Annotated in this window: 8 protein-coding genes and 1 tRNA gene; 3 read left to right on the top strand and 6 right to left on the bottom strand. The window is 64.2% G+C overall.

The genetic code is table 11. The features are described 5' to 3' along the window. Nucleotides 1-206: 206 nt before the first annotated feature. Both gdhA and ettA read right to left on the bottom strand, forming a co-directional pair. Complete coding sequence (gene gdhA / locus ACZ0AV_RS17775) at nucleotides 207-1,541, bottom strand: NADP-specific glutamate dehydrogenase (RefSeq protein ID WP_499152254.1); 1,335 nt, start codon at nucleotides 1,539-1,541, stop codon at nucleotides 207-209. A gap of 521 nt (nucleotides 1,542-2,062) precedes the next feature. Next, a complete protein-coding gene (ettA, locus tag ACZ0AV_RS17770) occupies nucleotides 2,063-3,727 on the bottom strand; it encodes an energy-dependent translational throttle protein EttA (RefSeq protein WP_499152253.1) in 1,665 nt (554 codons plus the stop codon). A 458-nt stretch (nucleotides 3,728-4,185) separates the two neighbouring features. Between ettA and ACZ0AV_RS17765 the strand changes: the two genes are divergently transcribed. Further along, nucleotides 4,186-8,361, top strand: a complete 4,176-nt coding sequence (locus tag ACZ0AV_RS17765; protein ID WP_499152252.1) for a sensor domain-containing protein — start codon at nucleotides 4,186-4,188, stop codon at nucleotides 8,359-8,361. A gap of 127 nt (nucleotides 8,362-8,488) precedes the next feature. Further along, nucleotides 8,489-9,742, top strand: coding sequence for a serine hydroxymethyltransferase (gene glyA, locus ACZ0AV_RS17760; RefSeq protein ID WP_499152251.1), 1,254 nt, complete (start codon nucleotides 8,489-8,491; stop codon nucleotides 9,740-9,742). 132 nt (nucleotides 9,743-9,874) lie between these two features. On the opposite strand, the gene ACZ0AV_RS17755 is transcribed toward glyA, so the two are convergent. Together ACZ0AV_RS17755 and ACZ0AV_RS17750 are read right to left on the bottom strand one after the other, a co-directional pair. Then, nucleotides 9,875-10,198, bottom strand: coding sequence for a mannonate dehydratase (locus tag ACZ0AV_RS17755; protein WP_499152250.1), 324 nt, complete (start codon nucleotides 10,196-10,198; stop codon nucleotides 9,875-9,877). 362 nt (nucleotides 10,199-10,560) lie between these two features. After that, complete coding sequence (locus ACZ0AV_RS17750) at nucleotides 10,561-10,950, bottom strand: hypothetical protein (protein WP_499152249.1); 390 nt, start codon at nucleotides 10,948-10,950, stop codon at nucleotides 10,561-10,563. 186 nt (nucleotides 10,951-11,136) lie between these two features. Between ACZ0AV_RS17750 and ACZ0AV_RS17745 the strand changes: the two genes are divergently transcribed. Then, nucleotides 11,137-12,768 carry an ATP-binding response regulator gene (locus ACZ0AV_RS17745; RefSeq protein ID WP_499152248.1) on the top strand — a complete coding sequence of 544 codons (1,632 nt, stop codon included), beginning with the start codon at nucleotides 11,137-11,139 and terminating at the stop codon, nucleotides 12,766-12,768. A 3-nt stretch (nucleotides 12,769-12,771) separates the two neighbouring features. Here ACZ0AV_RS17745 and ACZ0AV_RS17740 read toward each other — a convergent pair whose 3' ends face one another. Beyond that, nucleotides 12,772-13,407, bottom strand: a complete 636-nt coding sequence (locus tag ACZ0AV_RS17740) for a LuxR C-terminal-related transcriptional regulator (RefSeq protein WP_499152247.1) — start codon at nucleotides 13,405-13,407, stop codon at nucleotides 12,772-12,774. 180 nt (nucleotides 13,408-13,587) lie between these two features. Next, nucleotides 13,588-13,664, bottom strand: a tRNA-Ile gene (locus tag ACZ0AV_RS17735). Nucleotides 13,665-13,677 lie beyond the last annotated feature (13 nt).

Below are 13,677 nucleotides of genomic sequence, written 5' to 3'. Positions count from 1 at the left end.
CCGATGTTGTTCTGACCCGCGACGACATCCTGCTGCCGCAACGGGGAGGCATTTTCATCCTCTTGTGTGTAAGAGTCGTGACAGTCGCGGATGGTTGGCTATTTTTGCCAGGCGGCGGTCGACCTTGGCGACGGCCGGTCACCGCCGCCTGATCGACCCCGCGACAGCAACCGCACGGCAGGCTTGCCCTGCCATGCGCGGGCGCGTCAAACCACGCCCTGGGCCAGCATCGCGTCGGCGATCTTGACGAAGCCGGCAATGTTGGCGCCCTTCACGTAGTTCACCTGCCCGTCATGCTCGCCGTGCCGCACGCAGGCGCTGTGAATGGACTGCATGATGCCGTGCAGCTTTTCGTCCACCTCGCCTTCGCTCCATTGCAGGCGCATGGCGTTTTGCGACATTTCCAGCCCGCTGACCGCCACGCCGCCGGCATTGGACGCCTTGCCCGGCGCGAACAGCGTGCCCTGCTCGATGAACAGGTCCACCGCCTCGAGCGTGGCCGGCATGTTGGCGCCCTCGGCCACGCACACGCAGCCATTGCCAAGCAGCGCACGGGCATCGTCGAGGTTCAGCTCGTTCTGGGTGGCACACGGCAGCGCGATGTCACATGTCAGGCCCCACGGGCGCTGGTCGGCATGGAAACGCAAGTCGCCGCCGTCGAGTTCGCGCAGGCGCCCGCGCCGCTGGTTCTTCAGCGCCATCACGTCCTGCCACTGCTGCTCGCTGAAACCCTCTTCGGCGGCCAGGGTGCCTTCCGAATCGGAGAAGGAGATTACCTTGCCGCCCAGGTCCATCACCTTGCGCGCCGCATACTGCGCCACGTTGCCGGACCCGGAAATGGCCACGCGCTGGCCATCGAAGCTGCGCCCACTGGCCTTGAGCATCTCCTCGGCAAAGTACACGCAACCGTAGCCGGTCGCCTCCGGGCGAATCCGGCTGCCGCCATAGCTCAGGCCCTTGCCGGTAAACACCGAGGACGAGTCGTTGGCCAGGCGCTTGTACTGGCCGAACAGGTAACCGATCTCGCGACCACCCACGCCGATGTCGCCGGCCGGTACGTCCGTATCCGCGCCGATATGCCGGTACAGCTCGTTCATGAACGACTGGCAGAAACGCATCACCTCGGCGTCGCTCTTGCCCTTGGGGTCGAAGTCCGCGCCGCCCTTGCCGCCGCCCATGGGCAACGAGGTGAGGGAGTTCTTCAGGGTCTGCTCGAAGGCCAGGAACTTGAGCACGCTGAGGTTCACCGACGGGTGAAAACGCAGGCCGCCCTTGTACGGGCCGATGGCACTGTTCATCTGCACCCGGAAGCCACGATTGACCTGCACCTTGCCGGCGTCATCGACCCACGGCACGCGGAACAGCACAGCACGCTCGGGCTCGACGATGCGCTCGACGATCCCGGCTTCCAGGTAATGCGGATTGTCTTCCAGGAACGGCCACAGGCTGCGCAGCACTTCCTCCACGGCCTGATGAAATTCGACCTGCTCGGGGTCACGCTGTTTCAGGCGGTCGAGGAAATGGTCTACGGAAAGCGTCATAAAAAGCTCCTGGCGTCCCTGCGCCGCAAAATCGAGTGGCCGCGACTCTACCAAGAAGGCAGTGCACTAAAAAAGGGCAAGATGACGCTTTTATGAAAGTTTTTGCTTCCAAGATATAAATTCGTGGCCTAGCACAGCGGGAAGTCCCAGCAATGGCGCGAATCTGGCGTGCTCATACGATCGCTCGCATACCGGATGCGGAGCAAGCCCGGGTGATCGAAAGCTAATACCGCTAACCATCAGTTGCACGCCGACGAGCAAGGTATCGCCAGCCGCTCCGGCGAGCTCGATTTGCCGTGGCTGACCGTAATAAGGTGGTAGCGCCCTTCGCCGATTCATTGTGGGAACGGGCCATGCCGATGATTTTTCGCGGCACGGCCCGCTCCTACACGTGGTGAGTGACCGTCCGGCAGGGTCACTCTGCGTTCAGTGCACCTCGAATTGCCTCGAAGATCGCGAACGGATCGCAAGGAAATGCGCAAAAAAACGGAGCCCCGAGGCTCCGTTTTTCACAACAGCGCTTACTGCGCCAGTTTCTTGTGCCGTACCCGGTGCGGCTGGGTGGCCGCCTCGCCGAGGCGTTTCTTGCGGTCGGCTTCGTACTCGGTGTAGTTGCCTTCGAAGAAGATCACGCCGTCGTCCTCGTAGGAGAGGATGTGGGTGGCCACACGGTCCAGGAACCAGCGATCGTGAGAGATCACGATGGCCGCGCCGGGGAAGTCCAGCAGTGCATCTTCCAGCGAACGCAGGGTTTCCACGTCGAGGTCGTTGGACGGTTCGTCGAGCAGCAGGACGTTGGCGCCCTCCTTCAGGGTGAGGGCCAGGTGCAGGCGGCCACGCTCACCACCGGAGAGGTCCTTGACGAACTTCTGCTGGTCGGCGCCCTTGAAGTTGAAACGGCCGACGTAGCCGCGCGACGGCACCTCGTAGTTGCCGATCTTGATCTGATCGAGGCCATCGGACACCGCTTCCCAGACCGACTTGCTGCCGTCCAGGTCATCGCGGCTCTGATCAACGCAGGCCAGTTGCACGGTGTCGCCGATCTCGATAGTGCCGGAATCCGGGGTTTCCTTGCCCATCAGCATGCGGAACAGGGTCGACTTACCGGCACCGTTACCGCCGATCACGCCGACGATGGCGCCCTTGGGCACGCTGAACGACAGGTCTTCGACCAGTACGCGGTCGCCGTAGCCCTTGGTGACGTTCTTGAATTCGATGACCTTGTCGCCCAGGCGCGGACCGGCCGGGATGTAGATCTCGTTGGTCTCGGCGCGTTTCTGGAATTCCTGGGACTGCATTTCCTCGAAGCGCTGCAGGCGAGCCTTGGATTTCGACTGGCGGGCCTTGGCGCCTTTGCGCACCCACTCCAGTTCTTCCTTCATGGCCTTTTCATGGGCCGACTGCTGCTTGGACTCCTGCGCCAGGCGCGACGACTTCGCCTCCAGCCAGCCGGAATAGTTGCCTTCGTAGGGGATGCCCGCGCCGCGGTCGAGTTCGAGAATCCAGCCGGCAACGTTGTCGAGGAAGTACCGGTCGTGGGTGATGGCCACCACGGTGCCCGGGAAATCGTGCAGGAAGCGCTCCAGCCAGGCCACCGAGTCGGCGTCCAGGTGGTTGGTCGGTTCGTCCAGCAGCAGCATGTCGGGGGCTGACAGCAGCAGGCGGCACAGGGCCACTCGGCGCTTTTCACCACCGGAGAGGTGTTCGATCCTGGCATCCCAGGCTGGCAGGCGCAGGGCGTCGGCGGCGACTTCCAGCTGGCGCTCCAGGTTGTGGCCGTCGCTGGCCTGCAGGATGGCTTCCAGCTTGGCCTGCTCGGCGGCCAGCTTGTCGAAGTCGGCGTCGGGCTCGGCGTAGGCGGCGTACACTTCGTCCAGACGCGCCTGGGCGTCCTTGACCACGCTGACGGCTTCTTCAACCACTTCACGCACGGTCTTGCCTGGATCGAGCTGCGGTTCCTGCGGCAGGTAGCCGATATTCAGCTCCGGCATGGCGCGAGCTTCACCGTTGAACTCGGTGTCGACGCCGGCCATGATCTTCAGCAGGGTCGATTTGCCCGAACCGTTGAGGCCCAGTACGCCGATCTTGGCGCCGGGAAAGAACGACAGGGAGATGTTCTTGAGGATCTCGCGCTTCGGCGGCACGACCTTGCCGAGCCGATGCATGGTGTAGACGTATTGAGCCAAAATTCAGACCTCACTCATAAATGGCAACGATGGCGCGCACCCTATGCCAAGACGATGCGCCACGCAAACGGATAAATGCCGCGCCGGGCGAACAGGCAGCCCTGGACCCGCACGCCAGAATGGCAAGACTAGCGCATGCCGGCGGCAACACTTGCGGGCGCCTTCAACAGTGCACCGCCACGCGTTCGATTCAAGGAACGCCAGGGCTTTGCCGACGGCCGTCAGCGGACCGGGATGATATTTTCGGCGATCTGGCCTTGACTATAAAGAGCCGCCTGCCGTGATGCTCGCCAGCCGGGCTGGCACTTCGCCACAGTTGTGGCATGCTAGCCGCCCCGGGAAGCCCGGGGTTGTCGCCACCACAGCATCACCTGCCTTCATCACCCGCCGTCGCAGGACTCCAACACGTGTCAGCGCCCACCACCACGCGCCCCAGCCGCGACCCAATGATAGTGCCGATGCGCCGTTCGCTCAAAGGCGCTCTGGTGGTATTGGTGCTGGGGCTGCTGGTGTTGCTGTTGTGGCAGTTGCAGGGCGAATTCCGTCAGGTGAAGGACGCCCAGCGCGGGCTCAACCTCGCGGTCAGCGAGCAGGTCGCCAGGCAGCTCGGCTTGAGCATGGCCTCCATGGCCAATGCCGGACGGGCGGTGCTCAACGCCTCGCGCGAGCCTGAAGACGCCGCGAGCCAGCATCGCCGCTACCTGGCCAACCTGCGGGCGATCTTTCCGGCCCTGCAGAGCATCGCCCGCCTGGACAGCACCGGCAGGCTGCTGCACGACAGTCAACCGCAGAGCAACGACCAGGTGCTGCTGGACAAGCTGGCCGAGCGCAGCGCCAACCAGACGTACTACTATGCCTTCGACCCCCAGGGCGACGGCCGCGTCTACCTCCTTCTCCACGCCCTGGACGGCGACGGCTACTGGGTCCTGCGCCTGAGCGCCAGCGCCATGAAGAGCGGCCTTTTGAGCAACCGGCAAAGCGAATTTTCCTGGTTGCTGGAAGACACCGTCAGCCAACGGATCATCGCCGATTCGCACGGCGGCAGCCCGCAGGACCGCCGCTATCCGATGGTCAGCGCCGAGGATCAGGCGCAGACCATTCTGCTGCAGGGGCTGTCCGGCTCAGACTGGCAGCTGCGCGCCATGCTCGACGAGCAACGGATCGAGACCCAGGCGCTGCCAAAGATGGTCGGCAAGTTCCTGTTGTTTGCCCTGTGCACCCTGCTCACCTTGTTCGCGCTGTATCGCCTGGTACGCGAGCAGAGCCAGTTGAACGCGCTCAACGCCGCCTCGCGGCGCTCCCTGCACCAGGCCGCCAGCGCCCTGGGAGCCATCGAGGAGCGCGTACTGGTCACCGACAGCGGTGGCCGCCTGACTTACCTCAACCCGCAGGCCGAGGCCCTGTTCGGCCTGGCCAGCCGTCACGCCCGCGAATGGCATCTGCTGGAACTGCTGCCGCGCCTCGACCCGCACCTGCTGAACGCCACCAGCGCTCACGAGGACCTCAGCCCGGAGCTACTGGACATCCGCCAGGACGGCGAGGTCAGGCAGTACACCGTCACCCGCAGCTACCTCGGTGACGAAGCCCGCCACCTCGGGTTCGTCTGGGTACTGCGTGATGTGACCGAGGAGCAGCAGGCGACTCGCGTGCTGCGGGAAACCCGGCGCCGCTACCAGGACATTTTCGACGGCACCGGCACCGCCCTGTGCGTGCTCGATCTTGCCGGGCTCTATCACTTCCTGCATCAGCAAGGGTTGAGCAGCGGCGCCCAGCTGCCAGCCTGGCTGGAGGATAATGCGCAGCGTCACGGCGAGCTGCTCGCGCACATGCGCTTCACCGAGACCAACCAGGTGGCCCTGCGCCTGCTCGGCGTGGACAGCGCCGAACAGGCCTGGGCGAAGCTGATCAACCGCGGCGCCATCAACCCCCACGGATTCCGTGCCCAGCTCAGTGCTGCCCTGCTCGACGGCGGCGGCCACCTGGAACTGGAAAGCCATATCGAAGACGTCGACGGCGAAATGTGGCACCTGTGGCTGGTCATGCGCCTGCCGGAGCGCCCGCAGGACATGCACGCCGTGGCACTGAGCATCAGCGACATCACCAGCCGCAAGCGCATGGAACTGTCGCTGGTCGAGCGCGAGCGCTTCTGGTCGGAAGTGGTACGTGCAGTGCCCGATACCCTCTACGTCAACGACATCACCACCCGCACGCTGCTGTTCAGCAACCACGATGTGGGTGCCAAGCTGGGCTACGACCCGGCGTTCGTGAAGGTCCAGGGCGACAATTTCTGGCGGACCATCGTCCACCCTGACGACAGCGACCTCTACGAACGCCTGCGCAACCTGCAAAAGGTGCTGCCCAACGACGTGCCCCTCGAATCACAACTGCGTGCGCGCCACCAGGACGGCTCCTGGCACTGGCTGAGCATCACCGAGCAGGCGCTGTCACGGGACGGCAACGGCTGGGTCAGCCGGGTGATCGGCGTGGCCAAGGACATTACCGAACAGATCGCCCGCAACGAATCGCTGCGCGACAACGAGCAGCGCTACCGCATGCTGGCCGAAAGCATCAGCGACGTGATCTGCTCTACCGACAGCCAGCTGAACCTCAACTACATCAGCCCTTCGGTGCAGACCATCCTCGGGTATTCCCCGCAATGGGTGCAGCAACACGGCTTCGAGGGCCTGGCCACCAACCCGCAGCAGCTCAACGGCGTGTTTGCCCTGCTCGATCGCATCCGCTCGGCCTTTGGTTCGCAACAGCATATGCACGAACTGCGGCACACCCTGGCGCCCTACCTGTTCGTGTTCGACTGCCTGCGTGCCGACGGCCGCAAGATCCCGGTGGAAATGCGCCTGGTGCCGATGTGGGATGACAACGGCCGCTTCGAGGGCCTGCTCGGCGTTGGCCGCGACATCGGCCAGCAGCGCCGGGCCGAGAAGGACCTGCGCATGGCCGCGACGGTGTTCGAGCACTCCACGGCGGCGATCCTGGTCACCGACCCGGCGGGCTACATCGTGCAGGTCAACAAGGCCTTCAGCCGGGTCAGCGGCTACAGCAGCGCGCAGGTGCTCGACCAGTTGCCCGGCATGCTCACGGCCGACAGCCAGCAGAGCACTCATCTGCAATACGTGCTGTCCCAACTGAACCTGCGCGGTACTTGGGAAGGCGAGATCTGGCTGAAACGCCGCAACGGCGAACACTTCCCGGCCTGGGTGGGGATCACCGCGGTGCACGACGAAGAAGGCGACCTGGTCAGCTACGTGTGCTTCTTCAGTGACATCAGCGAACGCAAGGCCAGCGAGCAGCGCATCCACCGCCTGGCCTACTACGATGCCCTGACCCTGCTGCCCAACCGCACGCTGTTCCAGGATCGCCTGCACACCGCCCTGCAGCATGCCGAGCGGCACAGCGAATGGGTGGTGCTGATGTTCCTGGACCTCGATCGTTTCAAGCCGATCAACGACTCCCTCGGCCACGCCGCCGGCGACCGCATGCTCAAGGACGTCGCCGTTCGCCTGGCCGCCTGCGTGGGCCAGGACGACACCGTGGCGCGCATGGGCGGCGACGAATTCACCCTGCTGCTGCAATCCAACAGCTCCCGCGAGGGCGCCCTGCACCGCGCCATCCACGTCGCCGAGCAGATTCTCGCCAGCCTCGCTCAGGCGTTCGTGCTCGAAGGCCGCGAGTTCTTCGTCACCGCCAGCATCGGTATCGCCCTCAGCCCGCAGGACGGCAACGAGCTGAGCCAGTTGATGAAGAATGCCGACACCGCGATGTACCACGCCAAAGAGCGCGGCAAGAACAACTTCCAGTTCTACCAGGCGGACATGAACGCCAGCGCCCTGGAGCGCCTGGAGCTCGAAGGCGACCTGCGCCACGCGCTGGAACAGGGCGAATTCCTGCTCCATTACCAGCCGCAGTTCTGCGGCAACGGCAAGCGCCTGACCGGCGTCGAGGCGCTGCTGCGCTGGCAGCACCCCAAGCGCGGCCTGGTGGCGCCCAGCGCGTTCATACCGGTGCTCGAAGAGCTGGGCCTGGTGGTGCAGGTGGGCGACTGGGTGCTGGCCGAAGCCACCCGCCAGTTGGGCCTGTGGCACCAGAACAGGATCCGCGTGCCCAAAGTATCGGTGAACCTGTCGGCCCGCCAGTTCAGCGACGGCGACCTGCACCAGCGTATCCAGCGCATCCTTGCCCAGAGCCGCATTCCGGCGGCCTGCCTGGAGCTGGAACTGACCGAGAGCATCCTCATGCAGGACGTGGGCGCTGCCATGCAGACCCTCACCGACCTGAAGAGCCTCGGCCTGTGCATCGCCATCGACGATTTCGGCACCGGCTATTCATCGCTCAATTACCTCAAGCAATTCCCCATCGACGTGCTGAAGATCGACCGCAGTTTCGTCGACGGCCTGCCCCAGGGCGAGCAGGACGGGCAGATCGCCCGGGCGATCATCGCCATGGCCCACAGCCTGAACATGACGGTGATCGCCGAGGGCGTGGAAACCCAGGAGCAGCTCGACTTCCTGCGCAACCACGAGTGCGACGAGGTGCAAGGCTACCTGCTCGGCCGGCCAATGCCTGCTCACCAGTTCGAAGCGCAGTTCGGCGACCACAGCCTGTTCATGCTCGAGTAGCACGGCGCCGGCGGAGGGTGAGCCACGCTTATCCTGCCGATGATCACGCTTCATGTGCCTGGCCAGCCGGGATGCGTTAGAATCCGCCCCCTATTTCATCCGCCCAGCTGACTTTCAGGGGATTGCCATGTTCAGCCGTGATTTGACCATTGCCAAGTACGACGCCGAGCTCTTCGAAGCCATGCAGCAAGAAGCTCTGCGCCAGGAAGAGCACATCGAGCTGATCGCCTCGGAAAACTACACCAGCCCGGCGGTCATGGAAGCCCAGGGTTCGGTCCTGACCAACAAGTACGCCGAAGGCTACCCGGGCAAGCGCTACTACGGTGGCTGTGAATACGTCGACGTGGTCGAGCAGCTTGCAATAGACAGAGCCAAGGAACTGTTCGGCGCCGATTACGCCAACGTCCAGCCGCATGCCGGCTCCCAGGCCAACGCAGCGGTCTACCTGGCCCTGCTGAGCGCCGGTGACACCATTCTCGGCATGAGCCTGGCCCACGGCGGTCACCTGACCCACGGCGCCAGCGTGTCCTCTTCCGGCAAGCTGTACAACGCCGTGCAGTACGGCATCGACGGCAATGGCCTGATCGACTACGACGAAGTCGAGCGCCTGGCGGTCGAGCACAAGCCGAAGATGATCGTTGCCGGCTTCTCCGCCTACTCCCAGGTGCTGGACTTCCCGCGCTTTCGCGCCATCGCCGACAAGGTCGGGGCTTACCTGTTCGTCGACATGGCCCACGTGGCCGGCCTGGTTGCCGCGGGCGTGTACCCGAACCCGGTGCCGTTCGCCGACGTGGTCACCACCACCACCCACAAGACCCTGCGCGGCCCGCGCGGCGGCCTGATCCTCGCCCGCGCCAACGCCGAGATCGAGAAGAAACTCAACTCCGCGGTCTTCCCGGGCGCCCAGGGTGGCCCGCTGGAGCACGTCATCGCCGCCAAGGCGATCTGCTTCAAGGAAGCGCTGCAGCCCGAGTTCAAGACCTACCAGCAGCAGGTCGTGAAGAACGCCAAGGCGATGGCCGGCGTGTTCATCGAGCGTGGCTTCGACGTGGTCTCCGGCGGCACCGAGAACCACCTGTTCCTGCTCTCGCTGATCAAGCAGGAAATCTCCGGCAAGGACGCTGACGCCGCACTCGGCAAAGCCTTCATCACCGTCAACAAGAACTCGGTGCCGAACGACCCGCGCTCCCCGTTCGTGACCTCCGGCCTGCGCTTCGGCACCCCGGCGGTCACCACTCGCGGCTTCAAGGAAGCCGAGTGCAAGGAACTGGCCGGCTGGATCTGCGACATCCTCGCCGACCTGAACAACGAAGCGGTGATCGACGCCGTTCGCGAGAAGGTCAAGGCCATTTGCGCCAAGCTGCCGGTATACGGCAAGTAAGCGTTAGCACTGCAAACCAGAAAGCCCGGCCGATCAGGCCGTGTGAAAACGTAGCGAGCGAAGGTCAGGCACGGCAAAAACCGGCGAAAAAGCGCAGTTTACGCGGAGTAAATGAGCGCTTTTAGCGGGTTGTTAACGCAACCTGACCGAGCGCAGCAGTTTCCACACAGCCTGCGATGCCGGGCTTTTCCGTACCGGGCTGGCACCTCGGGTACGACCGAAGGGCCATCGGTGAGTGCAGCCCTGTTCCTCGACCAGGGCGGCGATCAGCCCCACCAGGTCGGCGTCGTCACCCGGGTGCTTGGCCTCGCGCACGGTGCGTGGATCCCAACGCAGGCGCGTGAAGCAGATGGCTGGCGCAAATCGCCTGGGCATCGCCACCTGGGCATTGTCCGCTCGTACCCTGCAGGAGCCCGTGCAGAAGGCCAGGGCGTTGGGCCGCGCTCGGTGCGGCATCCAGCAGCACTGGGTATGCTCGGCGGTGGAGAGGATGCGCTGCCTGGCTCCGCGACCAATTCGGCCATGTGATTGGCGGTATGAGCGGGTCCTTTCCGTGCTTTCGCTTGCGCGAGGAATTGAAGCAGGACTACGTCCGGCAACTGATGAACAGCACCCGGCAGATTTCCAGCCAGTTGGGCTGGCATGAGCAATGAGGCTCACCCGCTGCCGGCCTGAGCCCGGCCGCGCTGGCAGACCAGAGTGGGCCGTTGCGCCGCTCTGCAGGCCCCTGCCAGAAACGTCGAAGCCGCGCAGTGCGCGGCTTCGAAGATGACCTATGGATTGTTCAAGCGGATGATCGGCGGATCATTCTGGCGCGTTCAACGTGCAGCGGGCGCCGGGGTGGCAGCTGCCGTGGCGGTGCAGGGGGCGCTCGCACCCAGGCCGGCACTCATGCTTTCAACGTTGTTGAGCATATCGTTGCCCTGGTTGACCTTCTGGGCTTTCTCCGCCGCCTGCATGCGCTGGGCGTAAGTGGTCGAATCACCCTGGAAGCTCTGCTGGGTTTCCAGCACCGAGTTGGCGATGCTCAGCAGGCTGCGCCCGGTGGAAATCAGGTTATCCGACGTACTCGGCGTGCAGGGGCCACTGGCGCTCGCCACTTGCGAGCTGTGCAGCCCCTGGCTTTGCGTATTCTGCGGCAGGCAACCCGCCAGCGTGGCCAGCATCGGTGCGATGAACAATGCTGCCAGCATTCCCTTGGTGCTCATGTGTCCTTCCTCGTCGACCTGCCTGCGGCCCTGTGCCGAAGCGATGCCCGCGATTTTAAGAAGGGTATGGTGGCAGCGAAATAGTACGGGTGTGCTAGAGGCGTTTTGCGCACGCTCTGCCTTGCGCCGGTTAACGGCTGCCGCCTAAGCTGGCGGCTATCGTTACGACGAGCCATGGGAAATGTCATGTTCGCGACCGACTCCAGCGTCTACGACGTCGAGCGTGCTCAGGCGGTAGTACGCCTGATCATCACGCCAATCGCCATTGGCTATACGCTGGTGCTTTATATCCTGTCCAAGATCGACGCCTCGATGACGTCGAAGATATTCTGGTTGGAAGCGGTATTTTGCGTCGCTGCTGTCGCGCTCTGGGTCGACATCCGCAGGCGCCCCGGCAATCGACCGGCGCGACGAGTGTTGACCATGCTCATCGACTACTCCGCCATCACCCTGGTGATGACCGCCGCCAGCACCACCATGCTGCCGATCTACGCCGTGCTGATCTGGGTCACCATAGGGTACGGCTTGCGCTACGGCTCGGCGTACCTGCTGCTAGCCACCAGCATGGCGATGCTCTCACTGGTAATCATCGCCAGCACGTCGGCCTACTGGCAGTCCCAGCCCTACTTGATCGTCACCCTGCTGCTGACCACCCTGATGGTGCCTGCCTACATGCATGCGCTGCTCAAGCGCTCGCGACTGGCCGCCGAGGCCGAACAGGCCGCCAACCTGGCCAAGTCGCAATTCCTGGCCCAGGCCAGCCACGACCTGCGCCAGCCCATCCACTCAATCAGCCTGTTCACCGCCTGCCTGCGCGATGGCAGCCTGGATAACGAGCAGACCCGCCTGGTGGAGAACATCGACAAATCACTGCACAGCGTTACCCGCCTGTTCCGCTCGATTCTCGACATGTACTCCCTGGACAGCGGCAAGGTGGTCCCGCAGCTCGAGGTACTGCCGCTGCACCACCTGCTGCGACAACTGATCCAGCAAAATACCGAAGCGGCTCGCTGGGCCGGCGTCGATATTCGCCTGCACTGCCCGCCCGTGTACGTGCGTGCCGATCAAGGCTTGCTGACCACCATGTTGCAGAACCTGCTCTCCAACGCCCTGAAGTATGCGCCGGGGCAACCGCTGCTGATCGGCTGCCGGCGTAGAGGAAAAGGCCTTTGCGTCGCGTTCTATGACAAGGGCCGCGGCATCGCCCAGGGGCATCTCGAGAAGGTATTCGAAGAGTTCTACCGGGTGCGGCAGGCACGCGACAGCGATGTCGAAGGCATGGGCCTGGGCCTGACCATCGTCCGCCGGCTGGGCAAGCTGATGAACCTGCACGTTCGCATCCGCTCCGTGGAGGGCCGCGGCACGCTCGCGGCAATCGATGGCCTGCTACGGGCCGCGGCGCCATTCGAACGCGCCGTCCCTGCGCCAGGCGGCAGCCCGGCACCGCGCATGCTCGACGGTTTGCAGGTGTGCCTGATCGAGGACGACCAGAACGTGCTGCTGGCCACCGCCACGCTCCTCAACAAATGGGGCTGCGAGGTGGCGACCTTCACCTCGCTACCCGACGTCGCACACGGCTTCGACCTGGTGATCACCGATTTCGACCTGGGCCGCGAAGCCTCCGGCGCCGACTGCATCAACCATGTACGGGCCATCAGCGGCCGCAACGTGCCGGCCATCATCATGACCGGTCACGACGTGCGGCGGGTTCAGGGCCAGTTGGCCGACAAGGACATCCCGATACTTTCCAAGCCCGTGCAGCCCGCCGAACTGCGTTCGCTGCTGGTGGCGCTCAAACTCAAGGCCCGCGCCGCCTAGCGTTCAGCGCAGGCCGGCCTTCGATGCCTTGACCGCAGCAGCCGCACGGCTGCTGACGTCCAGCGTACGCAGCAGCGAAGAGACATGGATGCGCACCGTGAAGGGCGAGATATCCAGCTCGCGGGCGATCTCCTTGTTAGACAGACCGCGCGCCACCAGGCGCAGCACATCCTGCTGGCGCGGCGTCAATTGCTCCAGCAGGTGGCCATCCTCACTGAACGACGGCACACCGGCAGGCCCCAGGGTGAGCACGAACTCCCCCGCCCGAACCGCCAGCAACGCATCGCCGATCTCACCAGGCGGAGTGGCCTTGCCGATGAAACCATCGGCCCCCGCGGCCATCACCTCATCGATCAGCTCACGGTTGTCGACCATCGACACGATTACGATCGAACTGCGCTGAAACCGTTGCCGCAACGCGCCGATAGCCTGCGGCGACTGCCCGGGAAACAGCAGGTCGAGCATAAACAGGCTGGGGGCCACGCCGGTACTGGCGATGTCCAGCACCTCATCCATGTCACCCGCCTCGATGACACTGGCCTGCGGAAACACCCGCTGCGCGATGCGGCTCAACCCTTCACGGAAAACCGGATGGTCATCGGCCACGATGATGCGCTCGGGCGGGGAGCGGTCGGGCATAGCGGGCGTATTAATCATCCCGCCAGACTAAAGTCATATTCCAAACGGCGCCAGCACTGGTTCTCAGTCTGGCGGAACGGCATCACAACCCCCGGCTGGCGCAGCGACGCAAACCGCTCAGATCGGGCAATGCAGCACATCACGGGCACAAAAAAGCCGCGCAATGCGCGGCTTTCAAGGTGGTGGGCCCACACGGACTCGAACCGTGGACCAAAGGATTATGAGTCCTCTGCTCTAACCAACTGAGCTATAGGCCCTCAGAGGCCGGCG

The sequence above is a fragment of the Pseudomonas sp. AC532 genome, assembly GCF_979258965.1.
This window is presented reverse-complemented; position numbering and strand designations above follow the sequence as displayed.

Bases quoted from the DNA above. Each gene is read 5' to 3' on its own strand.
- gdhA (WP_499152254.1), bottom strand. From the start codon at position 1,541: ATGACGCTTTCCGTAGACCATTTCCTCGACCGCCTGAAACAGCGTGAC.
- ACZ0AV_RS17765 (WP_499152252.1), top strand. From the start codon at position 4,186: ATGCGCCGTTCGCTCAAAGGCGCTCTGGTGGTATTGGTGCTGGGGCTG.
- glyA (WP_499152251.1), top strand. From the start codon at position 8,489: ATGTTCAGCCGTGATTTGACCATTGCCAAGTACGACGCCGAGCTCTTC.
- ACZ0AV_RS17755 (WP_499152250.1), bottom strand. From the start codon at position 10,198: ATGCCGCACCGAGCGCGGCCCAACGCCCTGGCCTTCTGCACGGGCTCC.
- ACZ0AV_RS17750 (WP_499152249.1), bottom strand. From the start codon at position 10,950: ATGAGCACCAAGGGAATGCTGGCAGCATTGTTCATCGCACCGATGCTG.
- ACZ0AV_RS17745 (WP_499152248.1), top strand. From the start codon at position 11,137: ATGTTCGCGACCGACTCCAGCGTCTACGACGTCGAGCGTGCTCAGGCG.
- ACZ0AV_RS17740 (WP_499152247.1), bottom strand. From the start codon at position 13,407: ATGCCCGACCGCTCCCCGCCCGAGCGCATCATCGTGGCCGATGACCAT.